The organism is Flammeovirga sp. SJP92 (assembly GCF_001583495.1).
Taxonomy (GTDB): Bacteria; Bacteroidota; Bacteroidia; order Cytophagales; family Flammeovirgaceae; genus Flammeovirga.
Window position 1 is genome coordinate 17,915 of the sequence record NZ_LQAQ01000117.1, and the last position, 18,389, is coordinate 36,303.

Annotated in this window: 17 protein-coding genes; 7 read left to right on the forward strand and 10 right to left on the reverse strand. The window is 34.6% G+C overall.

The genetic code is table 11. The annotated features are described in order from the left end of the window. Positions 1-95: 95 nt before the first annotated feature. Entirely contained in the window at positions 96-236 is a 141-nt protein-coding gene (locus AVL50_RS33220) for a hypothetical protein (protein WP_157491747.1), read from the forward strand. Positions 237-385: 149 nt separating this feature from the next. On the opposite strand, the gene AVL50_RS31290 is transcribed toward AVL50_RS33220, so the two are convergent. Continuing rightward, positions 386-763: a hypothetical protein gene (locus AVL50_RS31290; RefSeq protein WP_062621785.1), complete on the reverse strand. Its 378-nt coding sequence runs from the start codon at positions 761-763 to the stop codon at positions 386-388. Positions 764-1,293: 530 nt separating this feature from the next. Between AVL50_RS31290 and AVL50_RS31295 the strand changes: the two genes are divergently transcribed. Together AVL50_RS31295 and AVL50_RS31300 are read left to right on the forward strand one after the other, a co-directional pair. After that, positions 1,294-1,929 (forward strand): hypothetical protein, encoded by a 636-nt coding sequence (locus AVL50_RS31295; RefSeq protein WP_062621787.1) that lies wholly within the window; start codon positions 1,294-1,296, stop codon positions 1,927-1,929. Next, on the forward strand, positions 1,922-2,608 hold the full coding sequence (locus AVL50_RS31300; protein ID WP_062621789.1) for a DUF4386 domain-containing protein: 687 nt from the start codon (positions 1,922-1,924) through the stop codon (positions 2,606-2,608). Before AVL50_RS31295 ends, AVL50_RS31300 begins: the two co-directional genes overlap by 8 nt. Here AVL50_RS31300 and AVL50_RS31305 read toward each other — a convergent pair. Further along, positions 2,605-3,183: a Crp/Fnr family transcriptional regulator gene (locus AVL50_RS31305; protein WP_062621790.1), complete on the reverse strand. Its 579-nt coding sequence runs from the start codon at positions 3,181-3,183 to the stop codon at positions 2,605-2,607. The two genes, AVL50_RS31300 and AVL50_RS31305, sit on opposite strands and share 4 nt — an antisense overlap. A gap of 485 nt (positions 3,184-3,668) precedes the next feature. Then, complete coding sequence (locus AVL50_RS31310) at positions 3,669-4,685, reverse strand: YhcG family protein (protein WP_062621792.1); 1,017 nt, start codon at positions 4,683-4,685, stop codon at positions 3,669-3,671. Positions 4,686-5,766: 1,081 nt separating this feature from the next. Here AVL50_RS31310 and asd point away from each other — a divergent pair. After that, the gene (gene asd, locus AVL50_RS31315; RefSeq protein ID WP_216639114.1) at positions 5,767-6,666 is read left to right on the forward strand and encodes an archaetidylserine decarboxylase; all 900 of its coding nucleotides are present in this window, start codon (positions 5,767-5,769) and stop codon (positions 6,664-6,666) included. Positions 6,667-6,985: 319 nt separating this feature from the next. Continuing rightward, on the forward strand, positions 6,986-7,423 hold the full coding sequence (locus AVL50_RS31320) for a MarR family winged helix-turn-helix transcriptional regulator (protein WP_062621795.1): 438 nt from the start codon (positions 6,986-6,988) through the stop codon (positions 7,421-7,423). A 267-nt stretch (positions 7,424-7,690) separates the two neighbouring features. On the opposite strand, the gene AVL50_RS31325 is transcribed toward AVL50_RS31320, so the two are convergent. The 3 genes from AVL50_RS31325 to AVL50_RS31335 all read right to left on the reverse strand — a co-directional run bounded on the left by AVL50_RS31325 (position 7,691) and on the right by AVL50_RS31335 (position 11,241). After that, positions 7,691-8,425: a hypothetical protein gene (locus tag AVL50_RS31325; protein WP_062621798.1), complete on the reverse strand. Its 735-nt coding sequence runs from the start codon at positions 8,423-8,425 to the stop codon at positions 7,691-7,693. Positions 8,426-8,987: 562 nt separating this feature from the next. Next, a complete protein-coding gene (locus tag AVL50_RS31330; protein ID WP_253764343.1) occupies positions 8,988-9,851 on the reverse strand; it encodes a methylated-DNA--[protein]-cysteine S-methyltransferase in 864 nt (287 codons plus the stop codon). Beyond that, positions 9,820-11,241, reverse strand: coding sequence for an aminotransferase class V-fold PLP-dependent enzyme (locus tag AVL50_RS31335; protein WP_062621801.1), 1,422 nt, complete (start codon positions 11,239-11,241; stop codon positions 9,820-9,822). The genes AVL50_RS31330 and AVL50_RS31335 overlap by 32 nt, the downstream gene beginning before the upstream one ends. Before the next feature lie 204 nt (positions 11,242-11,445). Here AVL50_RS31335 and AVL50_RS33225 point away from each other — a divergent pair, with 204 nt between their 5' ends. Next, positions 11,446-11,658 (forward strand): hypothetical protein, encoded by a 213-nt coding sequence (locus tag AVL50_RS33225; RefSeq protein WP_253764344.1) that lies wholly within the window; start codon positions 11,446-11,448, stop codon positions 11,656-11,658. Between the two features lie 129 nt (positions 11,659-11,787). Here the strand turns inward: AVL50_RS33225 and AVL50_RS31340 are convergent, their stop codons facing one another. From AVL50_RS31340 to AVL50_RS31350, 3 genes are all read right to left on the reverse strand, one after another. Further along, positions 11,788-12,561: a hypothetical protein gene (locus AVL50_RS31340; protein WP_062621803.1), complete on the reverse strand. Its 774-nt coding sequence runs from the start codon at positions 12,559-12,561 to the stop codon at positions 11,788-11,790. 585 nt (positions 12,562-13,146) lie between these two features. Beyond that, positions 13,147-14,562, reverse strand: coding sequence for an alkaline phosphatase (locus tag AVL50_RS31345; protein WP_062621805.1), 1,416 nt, complete (start codon positions 14,560-14,562; stop codon positions 13,147-13,149). Between the two features lie 296 nt (positions 14,563-14,858). Further along, the gene (locus AVL50_RS31350) at positions 14,859-16,175 is read right to left on the reverse strand and encodes an alpha-amylase family glycosyl hydrolase (protein WP_062621814.1); all 1,317 of its coding nucleotides are present in this window, start codon (positions 16,173-16,175) and stop codon (positions 14,859-14,861) included. A 216-nt stretch (positions 16,176-16,391) separates the two neighbouring features. Between AVL50_RS31350 and AVL50_RS31355 the strand changes: the two genes are divergently transcribed. Further along, positions 16,392-17,243 carry an AraC family transcriptional regulator gene (locus AVL50_RS31355; RefSeq protein WP_062621807.1) on the forward strand — a complete coding sequence of 284 codons (852 nt, stop codon included), beginning with the start codon at positions 16,392-16,394 and terminating at the stop codon, positions 17,241-17,243. A gap of 159 nt (positions 17,244-17,402) precedes the next feature. Here the strand turns inward: AVL50_RS31355 and AVL50_RS31360 are convergent, their stop codons facing one another. After that, on the reverse strand, positions 17,403-18,152 hold the full coding sequence (locus AVL50_RS31360) for a metallophosphoesterase (protein ID WP_062621809.1): 750 nt from the start codon (positions 18,150-18,152) through the stop codon (positions 17,403-17,405). Positions 18,153-18,389 lie beyond the last annotated feature (237 nt).

An 18,389-nucleotide genomic window follows, 5' to 3' on the forward strand; every position in this document is an offset into this window, starting at 1 on the left:
GAACGAGAGTTCGGAAGGATATCGCGAAGCGAGGCATATGAGGTAGGATGAGCAAGCACATCATTACTAGGTCAGAACGGAAATGCAAAAACTTAATGCGTTTAGGAATATCTTATGATCAGGCTTACGCTTGGAATAGAACGAGGAAAGGTGGATGGGCAGTTGCTCAAAGTTCTATTCTTATTACAACCATTACTTTAGAACGTTTTGAGAAGAGAGGATATATTTCTATTTAAAAAGTTGACTGAACGGTAATCAACCGCAGTATACCTTCATGAGAAGAGATTCGAAATGAGGGAGTAGAGCTCGGAGTATGTGTAGTGGTGTGAAAGGCTTTGACCGTCTTTTATGGCGGGACAGTTACTCGATTAGCGATAGTATTTCATTATTTATTCGGAAATTCTTGTCCTTTTTTATCCCAGTTAATTTCCCAATAACTATTTCCATTTGGGACAAAGTTTTTAATTCCAATTTCACCTAACTTTTTCGCTATTTCAATAATGTCTTCTGGCAATTCGCATTCGCTAGATTTGTAGCTATTGTCATTTAGAGAAAGAACAAATGGGTAATCTTCTAATGTGTCGCTGTCTTCATCCCAAAGTTTAATATTCTTTAGTTTTCCATACCCTACAAAATATCTGTCATTGGGAGGATAATTAGAGGATTTTCGTTCTTCTATCAATTCAATGTTAAACAGAGAAAAAACTTTGTCCTTAAATTCTTCCATTTCTTCTCCAGCGTCTTTATGAATAAATAAGTCCATCTAGCAAGTCAATTAAGCATAACGTAAAAGCTAAACTGCAGTCAGCGGGTGTGTCAACCGATGACTGCAGCAACTGTGTGTGCCCAAAATAGGCACAATCTATATTCATCTAAATATAGTTCAATCTTCTAGAGGGTGCAAGTCCCTTATGCACGGAGTACGATCCCGAAGCATTAGCAGGTGTGGTTTTCCGAGAGGAATGCACTGAAGTAAGTCAAACGGCAAAAGTTGGTGCTTATGAGTAATAATGGATAAAACAAATTGTCACTTAATAGCATCTCGCTTTCTGAGGAAAATAGCTCGTGATTACCCCAACTTATTTTATCTAGGTTATAGCTTCTTGTAGTATAATACTCTGCATAACAAGAGCCGTATGAATTGAGAGGTTCACGTACGGTTCTGTGAGAAGTTAGGGGGGAGATTCCCCTAGCTTACTCGACTATAGCTTTTTTTACTTTCTTAACTTAAGTCAATCACTTGTTTGTTGAAAAGGGTATTTCTTTGTCAAACAACAAACGCAGTATAAAATTATGAATCAATGCAGAACTTTAATCGTAATAACGGTAACTTTTCTTCTTACGTTATCAGCTTTTTCTCAAACTAAAACTGATTGGAAAGTTCAAACTTCGACAGATGGATTTTTTTTGGTAAAGAGTAAGGTATATTCTGTTAAAAGTGAATCAGGTAAAAAGAAATTTGTTGAGTATGAAGCCACAACTCAATTCGATGTTGATTTTGAAAGATGTGTGCACATCCTAAAAAACGTAGGAAATCATAAAATAATAATCAATGAGAAAGATAGCAGATTACTCGATTCTATTTCAGAAAATAAATCACTGATCTACTATTATTTTGAGCCCACTTGGCCATTTAAAAATTCGGATTGTGTAGCCTTTATGATTTCTAGTATAAATTATGAAAATGAGAAAGCTACATTCCAAATAGAAGCAAGTCCTTCGTCTTACAATTCGTTAGGGGTAAATCGTTTGACTGACTATTGCATGACTTTCACGATAAAAAAACTTATTAGCGGTAAGGTCGAGATAAATACAACGGCAAAAATTTCACCTACTGTGAATGTCCCCAACTTTATGTTAAAAGCATTTTTTCCAAAAGGCCCCATAGATATATTAAAACGCATAGATCGACTGAGTAAAAATGATTGAAATAGTAAAAAATAATTCCTTAAAGAGGAGAGCTCGAATTGCAGGTGTTTTTTACCTTCTTGTTATTCTATTTGGTAGTTCATCTGAATACATCCGTTCCATTGTAATAGTTGAAGGGAACGTAACTCAAACGGTTGCTAACATTCTTAGTTCAGAATTTTTGTTCCGAATAGGCGTCTTGAGTGATTTCGTTATGATTGTTTGCTACATCTTATTGGCAGTAGTACTTCATTCCATTTTCACAAAATATAATCGAACATTGTCATTATTGTTTTTACTGTTTACCCTAGTAAGTTCAGTTTTACTTTGCGTGAGTACATTTTACCAATTTTCTGCTATACTATTACTGACTAACGAATTTATTGCTTGGAGCCAACTGGACCTGCATACACATGTAATGTTTTCACTAACAAAACATTTATATATGTATTTTACTGCTCAAATATTTTTTGGTTTATGGCTTCTTCCTTTAGGGTATTTGGTTTGGAAATCTAGGAAATTCCCGAGTATCATAGGTATTCTGTTGATGTTATCTTGTCTTGGACATCTAATTGAATTTTTGATCTATTTCCTAGATCCTGCATACAAATCACTTTCGTATCCTGGGTTGATGGTTGCCATGATAGGAGAGTTTTCCTTTTGTTTATGGTTGTTGATAAAAGGAGTAAAAGATGATTAGGATTTAAATGCAGTTCTTTTTCTAATTCTACTCAAAGACTCTGGTGTCATCCCTAAATAACTCGCTAGGTGATACTGAGCTACCCGTTGAATTAGTAATGGGTTTTTATTGAGTAAATCGAAATACCGTTCCTCCGGACTTTGTAGCTTGAAATTCTCAAATGACTCCAAAAGCTCACTATTATTTTGCTCAGTGAGCAACCTTCCAAGTGTTTCAAACTGAGGGAATCTTTCAAAAAAGTCTTGTTCAACTTCTGTTGTTCCGATTGCCAATGTAGTGTCTTCTAAACAAGAAAGGGAATAAAGTGATGGTGATTTTTCCATTACGCTTTTTATGGTATTCAGGGGTTGTTCCTCTGTATAAAAAAAAGTAGTTTTTTCTTCACCTTCTATTGTCCTGTACTGTCTTACAAGGCCTTTTAAATTAAAATAACAAACGTCACAAACTTCTCCCTCTCTAATTATTACAGTTCCTTTTTCAAATGTTTTGATAGGTATATATTGGTTCATAGCATCTATTTCTTCTTGACTTAGATCTATAAATTTTGAAATATATTGAACGAGTAAATTCCCCATTTTTATTAGCTAATGTGTATGCCCAAAATGTGCACGATCTATATTCATCTAAATATAGTTCAATCATCTAGAGGGTGCAAATCCCTTATGCGCGGAGTATGATCCTAAAGCATTAGTACGTGACAAGGTGGTTTTTCGTGAGGAATGCACTGAAGTAAGTCAAAAGGCAAAAGTTGGTACTGATGTACACTCCTGAGAACGAGAGTTCGAAAGGATATCAGGAAGCGAGGCATATGAGGCACAGGCGGTTGGGCAGTTTCTCAAAGTCCTATTCTTATTACAAACATTACTTTAGAACGTCTAGAGAAGAGAGGATATATTTCTATATCCGAGATCAACTAAAAGTTGACTGAACGGTAATCAACCTCAGTATACTTTCATGAGAAGAGATTCGAAATGAGGGAGCGAAGCTCGGAGTACATACGGTGGTGTGAGAGGCTCTCCCCGTCATTTATTGAGGGAGTAGTCTACTTGATTGGCAACTGTTATTTCAACTTTTTGATAAGCTCTTCTTCATCTGGTAAATATTCTCTTAATGCTTTAGGTAGATCTTTAGTTAATTGATATTCTGATATACCTATTGGTTTATTTACTGTTCTTAAAGCATATTCTACTTCTAAAGTATTTTTTGAAGCACATAAAAGAATACCTATAGAGGGGTTTTCATTTTCTTCTTTTTCAATGTTATCTAAAAGTTCAAGATAAAAATTTAACTTTCCTGCATATTCAGGTTTAAATTCACCTGCTTTTAACTCTACAACTACCAAGCATTGTAATTTTCTATGATAGAATAATAAATCTAGATAATAATCTTTTTCTCCTAAACTCAGTTTATATTGATTACCAATAAATGCAAAACCTTGACCTAATTCTAATAAGACATCTTTTATCTTAGAGATCATTGCTGCTTCTAACTCAGCTTCTTTAATACTTCCTGACAAGCCGAGAAAGTCTAACGAATATGAACTTTTAATAGTCTCGTCTGCTTGTTCTGAAAGATGTTCAGGTAATGTTTGATTAAAATTATGTTGCTTATTCTCACTTAATGAACGTACATAAGAATTCGCCTTAATTTGATTTAATAGAACATTTCTACTCCATCCAAATTCTTTAGAGGACTTTATGTAGAATTCTGCCTCATCATCATCTTTAATCTTCTGCATTATTAATAAATTATGTCCCCAAGGAATTTCTGCGACAAGCTGTCGCAGTTTTTCATTTGCAGAATATCTAGAAAAAAATTTTCTCATATCCCAAAGGTTTCTACTTGAGTAACCTTCTGTATTTGGAAATTTATTTTTAAGATCTCTAGAGAGTTGTTCAACTATTGATTTTCCCCAACCATTTTCATTTTGCTGTCGATGAATTATTGCCCCAATATTCATATAGTGGTTCATTTGTACTTCATTAACTTTGATGACTGCCTTTGTACGAGATACCTCTATTTCAGTTTGAATTAATGATAAAGTATCCTGATAAGCTTTAGTTGGTATATTTTTCATAGGATACGAAGATAATTATTTTTTAATTTATTGGAAGTTTAGAGTTGCTAACGATTTGGCTAAACTACGATGAGCAGATGGAGATTAGCTAATGTGTGTGCCCAAAATGGGCACGATCTATATTTGTCTAAAAAGTCCAAACGGAAGCACAAAAACTTAATGTGCTTAGGAATATAGGCTTACTCTTGGAGGAGAAAGAGGAAAGGAGGTTGGGCATTTGCTCAAAGTCCAATTCTTATTTCAACTATTACTTTAGAACGTCTAGAAAAGAGAGGATATATTGCGATGTCAGACATCTACAAAAAGTTAACCGAACGGTAATCAACCGCCGTATACCTTCATGAGAAGAGATTCGAAATGAGGGAGCATAGCTCGGAGTACGTACGGTGGTGTGAGGGTGCTCTCAATGTCATTCTGTGTCGGGGCAGTCTTGCAGGTATTATTCATTTTTCATTAACCTTCAGTCTAAATTTAGGATAATTCTTTAAACCATGGCACTGCTATTCATAAAAAATAGTTATTAGTATCAAAAAAAAACGATGGATAGCAGACAATCTCTTTTGTAATTTTTGGTCGTGTGAGAATTGCAAATGTGTTTAAAAGTGATGGTAGATAATTATACTAAATGAATTCAGTTCTTGTTCTATTTTTTTATACAACACATATTCAGTGATTAGTATTTTTTTAAATAATCATAAAATCCTTGGAAATATATTCCATGGACTATATGTTTGTAATTATAATCCATGGATGTTAATTCCATGTATGTTTAATTTATAATTCAAACGATATGAGTACAAAAACAAAACTTCCAGCAAAATGTGTAGACTTAAAAGCTCCTTATTTACCTGTAACAAAATTGTGGTGCAGTTTCTGTGCCCCAACAGGAGGCAATGTATGTTGGCTTGTGTGTAAAGCAATTGGTAAAAAAGAGAAGGAACACTCACATAAATAGAATATAAATAGAACAAATAAGAATCCCTGCTAAAAACAGTAAGCCAATAAGGAAATATGGTTCACGGATTCTTCTGACCCCAGGTACAGTGGGATTATTTAGCTTAACTCATAAAAGTAAATGGAGATGAACAATACAATTTCATACATTGATAGAAAAAGTGGAGAAGTAGTGATTGAGAATCCTCCAGGTGGAGGAATGCTATCACTTCTATATAACTCGGCGTTAGGTCTTGTCACTCTGAATACACTGGTGAAAAGGAAATTCGTCTCGAGGTTTTATGGCTTTCTGATGGAACGGTCTTGGTCTTCAAAACTTATTAAAGGTTTTGTCGAGAAATATTCAATAAACATGAGCGAGTTTATTGTTCCAGTGGGTGGTTATGTGTCATTTAATCAGTTTTTCTATAGAGCACTTAAAGTCGGAGCACGTAAGGTTTCAAAGGGAATTGTTTCACCTGCTGATGGTAAGGTTCTAGCTTTCGAGAATATTGATTCAAACTTCTCCTTTCATGTAAAAGGGATTACTTTTAATCTAGAGGACTTTTTCCAGGATAAAACATTGGCATCAAAATATGAGGGTGGAAATATGACAATTATTCGATTAGCACCTGATGACTACCACCGCTTTCATTTCCCAGCCAAAGGCGAAGTAGATGAAACGGTTAATATCAAAGGTGATTATCTCTCAGTTTCACCCTTGGCATTGAAGTCTCATTTAAAGACATTTTCTTCAAACAAACGTGCTTATACCAATCTAAAAACAAATGAGTTTGGTGATATTGGCATCATAGAGGTGGGGTCTACTATGGTAGGAAGTATTGTACAGACCTCCATTTCATCTAATGCTGTTGAAGCGGGTGAAGAGAAAGGGTATTTCAAGTTTGGAGGTTCCACCATTGTGCTGTTTTTTGAGAAAGGAAAGATGTCTGTTGCCAAAGATATTTTAAAAAATACTCAAATGGGAATTGAGACAAAAGTTAGCATGGGTGAAAGTATTGAGCATATGGATAATCAGCCTTTTTAGGCCACCTTCTATATATTCAGTCTCTGGCTAAACACATCTGTTGTTGGGTTCTGAATGTGAAAATGCTTTTCATTTTTAACGCTAAACTTACCTCATTTTTTGCAAAATGTAGTTGCAGGAATAGACGGGTAGCTATAATAGGTTTTGTATTAGCAGCAGAAAAAATTAGCATGACTTTTAATTTACTTTGATCCGATTGTAAATTTTAGAGGTGAGTCGTGTAATTCAATTGGAAAAAGAAAATGTTCATTGGTACTTGAATCTACAATTGGATACACATTATAATGTTTTTATAGTATAAAATTGTAATTTTGCTTCTATGGCAAATAAAGACTTGGTACTTAATAATGAGTATGCTAATACCGAACAAAAAACCGTTGGGTTGCTAGCATGTGTAGCACAGGAGATACAAGCAAAGTATATAAAAGTTTTATCACCTTTGGGGGTGTCTCCTTTGCAATCCAATATTATACATGTGCTTGACCTTGGTCCTGAAAAAGGTTTGACTGTAAACGAAATTAAAAAACTCCAATTTGAGGAAAGTCCAAATATTTCAAGGGCTTTAAACAAACTTATGGATAAGGGGTACATTATAAAAAATCGCAATAAGGTTGACCAACGTGTTGTGTATATTCAAATTACCGATGAAGGACGTAAGCTACATAAAAAATGTGATGAAGTCAGTGCTTCTGTCTTCAAATTAGATTTACCAGATAAGGATATTGAAGCTTTATTTCAAATTTTGAAGAAGTTATAACTTGTATTAGTTTAAAACGTCAAATTATTATGATTGTTTTATTTCTATTTCCGAGATCTACAAAAAGTTGACTGAACGGTAATCAACTGCCGTATACCTTCATGAGAAGAGATTCGAAATGAGGGAGCGAAGCTCGGAGTACATACGGTGGTTTGAGAGGCTCTATCCGTCATTTATTGGCAGGGCATTCTATTCGATTGGCATTACAATATGATTTTCGACTTTACGCTTTTATAATAAAGTCAACCGATTTCTGGTTTAAATATTTTACTTGGAATAACCTCCATAGTAATTCATGTAATTAGGATTAATAGGGGCAAGCATCTGTTTGGTTTTATCAGATACATTCGCGTAAACTGTGACACCATCCAGTTCCATTGATTCAAAAAAAGCATCCCTCGAACTTATATTTGCCATAACATGCTCTGTCAGTGCATTCTCATCTGCATATAGCTCGAATAGGTACAAAGTCTTACCATCTTTACTTCTAGACCAAAAATGAGAATTTGTCCCAGATTCATTATATGTATCCTGTGCTAATTTTTCTATAGCCAGTTTAGCCTTCTCTTCACCTTTAAAGTGAGCATTAGTAGCAACTATAATTCTCTTTCTTTCAAATTCTTTAATTCCAGGTTCTTGATCTTTAGCGGCAATCTTTGAATATCCTCCATAGTATTGGCTATATCGTGGGCTAAGAGGGGCAAACATCAATTTAATGCTAGTGGATACATTTCCATAAACTGAAACATCAGTCACTTTAATAGATTTAAAGAAGGAAATTCTCGCAGATGTAAATCTCTTTATCGCTTCTACAAGTGCCTTTTTGTTATCATATTGTTCAAGCACAAATAATGATTTACCATTTTCGCTCCTGAACCAAAAATGAGAATTAACACCCTCTGCCACGTGTGCATCGTTAACTATTGTTTCCATGGCTACTCTGCACTTCTCCTCATTTTTAAAGGTCGCGTTCATTGTAACAAAAATTCTATCGGTTTCCATAGTCTTTCTTATTTATGTTAAAGTTAAGATGCTCTATTAGCGATATATTCATACTGATATACGAATCACGTATACTTAGTGAATTCTTCTAATTGCTGCCAGTGGTGAGTATAAGAATGGTAGCCAACTACGTGGCACTATACTACCAAGTTACAAGAAAGTTGACGCGCGGGCTACAACCCTTAAATTTACTATATATATCGGCTATTATTTTTATACATTGTGTGTGCCCAAAATGGGCATGATCTATATTAGTCTAAATATAGTTCAATCTTCTAGAGGGTGCAAGTCCCTTATGTGCGGAGTACGATCCCAAAGCATTAGTACGTGACAAGGTGGTTTTTCGTGAGGAATGCACTGAAGTAAGTCAAACGGAAAAAATCTCTCACTTTCTGAGGGAAATAGATCGGGAATACCCTAACTTATTTTATAATTGGTCTTTAGGTTTCAGCTTCTCATAGTACTCTATATAACAAGAGTCGTATAAATTGAGAGGTTCACGTACGGTTCTGTGAGAAGTTAGAGGTGAGATTCCCCTAGCTTAATCGATTGTAGGGCGTTTTTATTCATTTTCCAATATTGAAGCTTCCCAACCTATTATAGCTTTCTTTCTTGTCGGATTCCAATGATAGCCACCAATATTTCCCGATTTTTGAATTACTCTGTGGCATGGAATCAGGTAGGCTATCGGATTGTTTCCTATTGCCGTTCCCACTGCTCTCGATGCTTTTGGATGCTGAATCGTTTCTGCTATTTCTCCATAAGTAGAGAGATTTCCATAAGGAATGGATAACAATGCTTCCCAAACTTTCAATTGGAATTTTGTTCCTTTCAAATGTAATTTTATTTCACTAAGATTAGTCCAGTCGTTACGGAAAATAAATAAAGCGTCTTGTTGAAATTTATTTACTTTTTGATTGAATGTTGCCTTCGGGAAAATGCCTTGTAATTCCTCGAATGCTAATACATTGTTCTCGCTAAATGCCATATGGCAGATTCCTTTGTTGGTGGCTGCTACTATGATTTCGCCAAAAGGAGTTTCTGCAAAACTATAATTGATTATCAGGCTTGATCCACCGTTTTTATATTCTCCAGGAGTCATACCCTCAATCGTTACAAACATGTCGTGAAGCCTTCCTGTTCCAGATAAGCCCATTTCGAAAGCTGTATCAAATAGGTTGCCTTCTTTTTTCCTGAGTAAACTCTTTGCATAACTTGAACTGATAAATTTCAAATATTTTTTCGGACTAATTCCTACCCATTCCTTGAATAGACGCTGAAAATGGAAAGGGCTTAAGTTTACATGTTCAGCTATTGTGTCTAAAGATGGCTGTACTTTATGGTTGTCATCTATAAATGCAATAGCTTCTGCAATTTTATTATATTGATGTGTTTTATTGTCCAACATAGGCTGTAACTTCATCATTTAGTTCATCAACCAATTCATCGATTTCCTTTTCAGTAGTATTATAGTTTGTAATACAAGCCCTAAAAGTAGGTATTCCTTTTATAGGGTAAACAGACAGCCATGATTTACCTTTTGCTAAAATCTTATCCAATATTTCTTTTGTGAAATTAGAATGTGTTTCAAAATCTGCTTTTGTAAAACACACAACCGGCAAACCTGTATAGTTTTTTATAAGCCAATCACTTTTTAATAACTTATTTTTTAAATATTGTCCCATCTCTGCCTGATGATTAATGATTTGCTCATACCCTTGCCAACCATAGAATAGTAGTGGAAGATATACTTTTAAACCAATGAATCGCCTCGACCATTGTATAGAATGTGTAAAGGGTTCGGTAATCGTGAGTTTATCAGCCTCTTTAGGCATATATTCTGTTGTAATTCTGAATGTTTTACCAAGAATGTCATTTTTCGATGTCAAAAAGATACTTGTTCCCATTGGAACTGACATCCATTTATGAGCATCAAAAGTAATAGAATCAGACTTTTCAATGCCTGTTAAATGATGCTTCAAATCCTGACTTAAAATTGCTCCACCACCATAAGCTGCATCAACATGAAACCAAATGTTATTCTTTTTGCAAATGAAACTGAGTTGATTCAGTTCGTCAACTGTACCTGTGCCAGTAGTTCCAGCAGTTCCAATAACCATTAATGGCGAATAAACTGATAAGTCAAGTTCATTTAGTTTTTGCTGTAAAATTTCTGTGTCCAGCTTTAATTCATCTGTAACTGGTATTGATTCTACAAGACTGTACCCAATCCCAACAACTTTTGCTGCTTTTTGAATAGAGTGGTGAGCCTCTGCTGAACAAAATACAACAGGCTTTTTGTCCAAACCAAATGCTCCATCTTTAGCAAAGTTTGGGTATTTATGGTTCAATGCACAGAGCATAGCTGTAAGATTGGCTTCAGCTCCTCCTGTTGTAAAAACACCATCTGCATTTCCATCATATCCAAATTTATTTGCAAATTCTTTAATTAATAACTCTTCTACTTCAACGGCAAAAGGGGCATGGCTCCAAGCTGCTAATTGAGGGTTATAAGTAGCTGTGATTAAGTCAGCGATAATTCCTGCATAATTAGAACGTGGATTGAACAGCCCAAAATACTTAGGATGTGGTGTATGAACTGAAAAGGTTTCAAGTCCTTTTATCACATGCTCGATTGCTTTATTTGGGCTAATGCCATTAGCTAATTCTTTAGTAAGTATAGATTCTCTGATTTCTTTTATATTCAAATCAGGATTGGTTTTAAAATCTTTTGTTGAGCTATAATAGTTCTCCAACTTTTCAAATACTGTTTCGAGTATTTCTTTTCTCTGTTTATTGTCAAAATCAAATTGCATATTAATTCCTTTTAAATGTTTTGACAAAATTCTCAATTCTCAAAACGTATTGAAACCCGATTCTTGCGGTTTTTCAAATGCCCTACAACTGTAATGGCTAAACTACGAGCGAGGTCGCGTCGACCTAGACCTGGAGTTTTAGCTGTGTGTGCCCAAAATGGGCACGATCTATATTCATCGAAATATAGTTCAATCTTCTAGAGGGTGCAAGTCCCTTATGCGCCGAGTACCATTAAGAAGCAAAGCATATATTTAGGAGTATCTTATGATCAGGCCTACGCTTGGAGCAGAACGAGGAAAGGAGGTTGGGCTGTTGCTCGAAGTCCAATTCTAATTACGACCATTACTTTAGAACGTCTTGAGAAAAGAGAATATATTTCTATATCCGAGATCTACAAAAAGTTGACTGAAAAGTAATCAACTGCCGTATACCTTCATGAGAAGAGATTCGAAATGAGGGAGCAGAGCTTGGAGTACGTACGATGGTGTGAGAGGCTCTCCCCGTCATTTATTGGCGGGGCAGTCTACTCGATAACCCTTAGTTTTTTATTTAAATACACTTTTTAATTTTTCCCAAAAGTTTGGTCTATTTTTAATTTTAATCTGTTTTGATTCTTTTTGATTTTCATTGTATTCTTTCAACAAATCTCTTTTTACAGGTATAAATTCTCTCAATTTTTTATCTAACTTTTCCTTATAAGTCCAGTCATGAACTAAAGTATCAAGCTCAACCGTAGAACCATTATTATATTCCATATACCATTCAAGAAACTCTTTCAATCCATGTCGGTAAAAATCAAGTGCTGATTTATAATTCTCAGGTACAGGATTTGTTGGTCCAAAAAAATGAGCTTCTTCTAGTCCTTTTCCAAAATCATATAGTGTATTGTGGGCATTTAAAGGTAATTGGAGTTCTTCTTCATATCTATGTGTCATATACTCTATTACTGTATCAATCCTTGACCACCAATTTATAATTCGTTCGTTTGTCCAATAATCATTTCCGTCGAAATAGTAACCACCAAAAGGGTCAACATTTGCGACATTCTTTATTTCATTTAGTTCTATAGTGTTAAGAGGTTGTTTGAAAATGAACTCATAATAACTTTCGTCTCCTCCTACATTATTTGGAGCTTCTGGTTGTCCAGTTCCACAATTGTCCGTTTGCGTAGTGTAAATTGGTCCTGGGGTGTTTAGCCAAAAAATTTCCTCAATTTTGTATCCATTTATATCATTTTCGTCACATCCTATTCTCTCCAAATGTTCTTTCGAGGGAGTTCCGTTGTATAGATGTAATATTGATTTTTCAGGAATTTCCATTCTATTAAGGCTAACGTGATGGCTAAACTACGACCAGAGGGTGCGTCACCCGATGGATGGAGTGTAGCTAATATGTGTGCCCAAGATGGGCACGATCTATATTCATCTAAATATAGTTCAATCTTCTAGAAGGTGCAAGTCCCTTATGGGCGGAGTACGATTAAGAAGCGAGGCATAAGAGGCATAAGCAGTAGGATGACTAAGCACATCATTACGAAGTCCTAACGAAAACGCAAAAACTTAATGCGTTTAGGAATATCTTATGACCAGGCTTATGCTTGGAGCAGAACGAGGAAAGGCGGGTGGGCTGTTGCTCAAAGTCCTATTCTTATAACAACCATTACTCTAGAATGACTCAAGAAAAGAGGATATATTTTTATGCTTGATATCTATAAGTAATCAACCTCCGTGCTTTTGATGAGAAAAGATTCGAAACGAGGGAGCATAGTTCGGAGTACGAACAGTGGTGTGAGATGGTAGAGCATCGCTAGGCTAATTGCTTAGCGGTGCTCTACTCGATTGTATTTAGCAGATTCTTAATTTATAATTAGTCTTCTAAAAACGTAGAGCTTACATAGATTTATTTTAAAACTTATTTTCTACTTCAGCAGCTTCTAACATTAAATAATGTAAATCTGTATTTTTAATAAAAGGCTTTAACAAATCACTACCCGGACCATACATTGCTATCTCTACATAATCTGAAGAGTGATGCTGACTAATCCAACTTACTGAGTTATGTTGTTTTTGTATTTCAGCCACCAATTTAAAAGGTAAATTTCGAGGATTATACAAACCATCTTCCGTTTTTATAATCGCATAACTTTTTAAAATAGCGATTGCTTCTTTATCTGTTACCTCAAAATTATTAGCATATTCAATACGTTCTTTGATCTGAGGGATTGTGGACTCTCTGCTAATACCATTTAATATCCAATCGTTTGAATGTTTGTAGTTTTGAATGCTATCAAAGTTCTTATTAGCGTTACTACCTGAAATTGTTCCTGGATTAGAGTTGCCATGGTCAGTAGTAATGATCACTAAAGTTTCATCATTGGAATCAGCAAAATCAATTGCCACTTTTACAGCTTCGTCATGAGCAGTTTGGTCATAAATTAAACCCGCAATATCATTTCCATGGGCAGCCCAATCTACTTTTCCAGCTTCTACTTGCAATACAAACCCTTCAGGGTTATTTTTCATTCTATCAATAGCTTTCTGAGTCATTTCAGCAAGTGTAGGAACGTTTTTAGCTAACTCTTTATCGTTATTTCTATCTATAGTGTAAGGCAAACCACCATCAGAAAACACACCTAAAATTGGTTTTTTGGTATTAGCGGCTAACATCTGCTCTCTAGTCTTTACAACCTCATAGCCTTTATTGGCAAACTTTTGATACATATCAACCTTATCCTCTCGTTTGTCAGGAGAGAAATACTCATTTCCGCCTCCCATCATAATATCAAAGTTTAGGTTTAGATACTTCTCTGCAATTCCTGCTTGATCTTTACGTGTTTTACTATTTACACAAAATCCTGCAGGAGTAGCATGTGTAATTGGAACAGTAGTAACACAACCCGCCATTTTACCAGCTTTTTTAAACTTTTGCCAAATAGGTAAGTGTTTTTCCCCAGCTGGACTAGTATTAAGCCCTCCATTATTAATTCTAAATCCACCTCCCCAAGAAGAACTTGCAGCCGCTGAATCGGTGACAATAGAGTTTAGAGAAGACATATCCATAAGGCCACGAGTAGCTTTATTATCTCTATACAATTGAAGCCAATTTGAACCTGTTCCCATTTTTCTAGACAAGTATAAGTCTGCCATATTTAGGGTTCCAGTACTCATTCCATCACTGACAAGTATGATGATATTTTTAGCTTTATTGTTCTTTTTATTAGTATCAAAATCTCTAGGTGTTGCACCTGCATTGAAAGGATTTAATACTGATGCCCCTAGGGCGAAAAGTGAGCCGTTTTTGAAAAATTTTCTTCTATTCATTGTGAGCGATAATTGTATAATGAAATAATAATCAAATATAAGGAATGCTTATATCTGACTTAAAAATGCCATTTCAATAAATTGTTAAACATTTCAAAGTATGTTTAAATTAGAAAAGGAGTTGATTTGTATTCTTTTTAATATTGGAATAATCACATTATATATTATGTGATACGTAAAAAAATATGTGTATTTTATAAGGGGAGTTCATTATAATAAAAAAACAGGTGAGCTAAATATTATTGATTTAGCCTACCTGTTTTAGATGAATTTTTATTGACTTAGTACTTATCCTACTACTTTACATATACTTGATAACCCCACGCAGGAATTGTTAATGATTCTCCATCTTGGAATGTTACTTTTCTTCCACTAAAGTATTCTGTATAATTTCCATTTTGGTTATTCCCACTTAATTTTACGGTTTCTTCTTGATCGGAAAAGTTAAATACAACAAATACTTTGTCATCCTCTACTTCACGTGTAAAGGCAAGGACGGATTTTGGTTTGTTATGAACCACAGCAATCATTTCACCTCCATATTTTCCATTCCACAGTGCTTTGTTTTTATGCTTTAATTCAAAAAGTTTTTCGTATAAATCAGTGTATTTGCTATGTTTCCAATCTACAATATCCTTTTCGAAGAATTTCAGCTGCTTATTCATTCCCGCCTCTTGTCCTGTATAAACTAGTGGCATACCATCTGCTACACAAGTCAAGACAATAGAAGCGTCTAAACCTTTTCCAAATTGCGAAAACATGGTTCCATCCCAAGAGTTTTTATCATGGTTATCTACGAAGAGCATTCGGTAAGCATTTTTAGGAAATGTATTTTCGTGATGTGCAAAATATTCATACAGCCCTTGGTTTACCGTTTTTTTCCCTAATGCTGTTTCATGAAGTTTTTCGTACAAACTCCACGAATAAGTCATATCAAATGCATGTTCGTGTAAATCTCTAGATTCCCATTCAGCCAACATAAATACGGGTTTAATTTCATCAAGTTCTTTTCGTGCTTGATTCCAAAAATTTGTAGGCATGAATCCAGCGACATCACAACGATAGCCATCTATATTTGTTTCTTTTACCCAGTATTTTAATGCATTGGTCATATATTCTCGAATACCCTCGTTTTCATAATCAAAATCGATAATATCCTCCCAGTCGTACCAAGGTGTTGGTCTAAAATTACCATTATGATCCTTGGTATACCATTCAGGGTGTTCTTCAGTTAGTTTATTGTCCCAAGCAGAATGATTCGCAACCCAGTCTATGATGACATACATCCCCATGTCATGAATTTTATCCACCAAAGATTTAAAATCTTCCATTGTACCAAACTCAGGATTAACCCCATAGTAATCTTTTACTGAATAATAACTTCCTCGTTCTCCTTTTCTGTTTTTCTCTCCAATAGGGTGAATTGGCATTAGCCAAATAATGTCGACACCCATTTTTTTTAATCTAGGAAGGTGTTCCTCAAATGATTTGAAGGTTCCTTCTTTGGTATATTGGCGAATGTTTACCTCATATATAGTGGCATTTTTGGTCCATTCTGGATGTTTAATTTTCACATAAGGTGAGCTTCTGTATGGGTTTTCCTTACTTTGCATACTTTGATTTTTTTGTGTACAACTAATCAAAATGACAAACATTGCTGGTAATAAAAAGAATAATGATTTCATCTCAAATTATTATTATTTAAAAAATTATTTAATACAAAAATGAAGAGGATTAGGTAGTGATAGTTAACAATATTTTGGTCAATTGTTATTGAATATTGTCTTTTGTGTATGAATTTTTCTAGTTTTAGCTAAAAATGAAGAATAATGCAGCCTGTTATTGAAAAAATAGAACGAAATACTAATCAATCATTTGCCATTAGAAAATTTACAGATCCATGTCCTCAAGGTATTTTTCATTACCACGAAGAGCTTGAAATAGCTTATGTAATTAATGCCAAAGGCAAGCGATTCATTTCAGGAGTATTAGAAGAGTTTGACGCAGGTGATTTAGTGTTGATAGGAAAAAACACACCACATTATTATCAGATTGATGAGAATAGTATCAATTACGATATTCTGGTTATTCATTTCAAAGAGGATTTTATGGGATTAAACCTAAAGGAGATACCTGAATTGAATTCATTTTATAAGCTATGTAAAAAGGCAACAAGAGGGATACAATTTAAAGGAGCAAGATTAGAAGCACTACAGCATTTAATGCTAAAAATCTATAATTTACCTAGTGAAAAGCGCTTAACTGCTTTAATTGAATTGTTTAATTTATTATTGGAAACAGAGGAGTATAGAATTATTGGCGTGTCTATTAATGAGGAACATTCAGATAGTAATAATTTACTAAGAATTAATTCAGTGTATTCATTTGTATCAAATAATTATTCGAATAAGATTAATCTGAAAGATATTGCTAGAGTAATTAATATGACCGAATCCTCATTTTGTAAATTTTTCAAAAAAATTACTCGAAAAACATTTTTTAATTACTTAAATGAATTTCGCATAAATAAAGCAAGCAAGGAATTATTAATTTCGGAAAAAAATATTGCTTTAATAGCAGAAGAATGTGGGTATCCTAATATCGCAAATTTCAATTATCAATTTAAAAGGGTAATGAAATGCTCACCTTCAGCATATAGAAATAAATTCTTAAAGCCATAATGCAGTAACTGAGTGTGATAAAAAAATATATGATATTACTTTCTCTTGTTGTATAAATAATTGTTTTTAAAGTGTTTACTAAGATCAATACTAATATAAATTGCTCTCCCCGTCATTTATTGGCGGGGCAGTCTACTCGATTATGGATTTCTTTCAGTTTTACAGTTCGATGATTAATTCTGGATTGTAACCATTATACTTTTCGTCTATGTAGCCATGTGGATTACAAACAACTTTCGTCTTTCCGATTTCATATTTTACTGGCGTATGTATATGTCCATGAAACCAATAGTCTGGTTGATATTTCTCTATCAGGCCTTCCAAGTTTGATGCATAAGCTGACGTTACTGGATCTTGTCTGTACTTTTCAGGCACAGATTGAATGCTTGGAGCATGATGTGTCACTACTATATTTTTGTCTGTTTTTGTATTTTTCAAGCTTTCTTCTAGCCATCTTATCGATTTCATATGGATATTGAAAGTGTCTAGCGTCCTTAGCTTAGAGTAGGATGGGTCTTTTCTTATTTTGCGGTAATCATTCATTTTTCCTTGACAGATAATTCCATATGTACGAGGATTTCCAAAAAGCTGAAAGTCCGTCCAAAGCGTTGCTCCATGAAAAGTAATATTCTCATACTCAAATGAGTCATTTTCTAGCACTTGGATATTGTCTGTCTTCTGTCCAATTTCCTTTATCTTGTTTAGAGTCTTTGGGTAACTTCCTTTGTAGTATTCGTGGTTTCCTAATACATAGATTACAGGTATTTTTTCAATTTCATTATTAATCCATTCAATGCCTTTTGTCCCCGTGTTTACATCTCCTGCAAGTACCAAAATGTCTGCTTCGTCATGATTGAATTCGTTAAATCCGAACTCTTGGTGTAAATCACTAATTACCTGTATTTTCATTTAAAAAAATTACCCAGTAGAGTAGAGCCTGATAGCTCTCTCTGTTTAAATAATTATAAATGTAATCATTTTGAGAAAACTATCAGAACCCCCTTCATCAAACCGTACGTGAAGTTTTCCCCGGCTTACCGATAGAATTCTTCATTGAGCTTTCGCAAGTGTTTTCAAGCGAGCATACTTTTCTAAGTCTATCAGACCTTTGCTTTTGACAAAGATACGATAGGGACGCTGCGCTGG

Coding starts and splice junctions, on each gene's coding strand:
- AVL50_RS31320 (WP_062621795.1), top strand. CDS start 6,986: ATGGCAAATAAAGACTTGGTACTTAATAATGAGTATGCTAATACCGAA.
- AVL50_RS31355 (WP_062621807.1), top strand. CDS start 16,392: ATGCAGCCTGTTATTGAAAAAATAGAACGAAATACTAATCAATCATTT.
- AVL50_RS31345 (WP_062621805.1), bottom strand. CDS start 14,562: ATGAATAGAAGAAAATTTTTCAAAAACGGCTCACTTTTCGCCCTAGGG.
- AVL50_RS31340 (WP_062621803.1), bottom strand. CDS start 12,561: ATGGAAATTCCTGAAAAATCAATATTACATCTATACAACGGAACTCCC.
- AVL50_RS31325 (WP_062621798.1), bottom strand. CDS start 8,425: ATGGAAACCGATAGAATTTTTGTTACAATGAACGCGACCTTTAAAAAT.
- AVL50_RS31305 (WP_062621790.1), bottom strand. CDS start 3,183: ATGGGGAATTTACTCGTTCAATATATTTCAAAATTTATAGATCTAAGT.
- AVL50_RS31330 (WP_253764343.1), bottom strand. CDS start 9,851: ATGATGAAGTTACAGCCTATGTTGGACAATAAAACACATCAATATAAT.
- asd (WP_216639114.1), top strand. CDS start 5,767: ATGAACAATACAATTTCATACATTGATAGAAAAAGTGGAGAAGTAGTG.
- AVL50_RS33220 (WP_157491747.1), top strand. CDS start 96: ATGCGTTTAGGAATATCTTATGATCAGGCTTACGCTTGGAATAGAACG.
- AVL50_RS31335 (WP_062621801.1), bottom strand. CDS start 11,241: ATGCAATTTGATTTTGACAATAAACAGAGAAAAGAAATACTCGAAACA.
- AVL50_RS31295 (WP_062621787.1), top strand. CDS start 1,294: ATGAATCAATGCAGAACTTTAATCGTAATAACGGTAACTTTTCTTCTT.
- AVL50_RS31310 (WP_062621792.1), bottom strand. CDS start 4,685: ATGAAAAATATACCAACTAAAGCTTATCAGGATACTTTATCATTAATT.
- AVL50_RS31360 (WP_062621809.1), bottom strand. CDS start 18,152: ATGAAAATACAGGTAATTAGTGATTTACACCAAGAGTTCGGATTTAAC.
- AVL50_RS31350 (WP_062621814.1), bottom strand. CDS start 16,175: ATGCAAAGTAAGGAAAACCCATACAGAAGCTCACCTTATGTGAAAATT.
- AVL50_RS31300 (WP_062621789.1), top strand. CDS start 1,922: ATGATTGAAATAGTAAAAAATAATTCCTTAAAGAGGAGAGCTCGAATT.
- AVL50_RS31290 (WP_062621785.1), bottom strand. CDS start 763: ATGGACTTATTTATTCATAAAGACGCTGGAGAAGAAATGGAAGAATTT.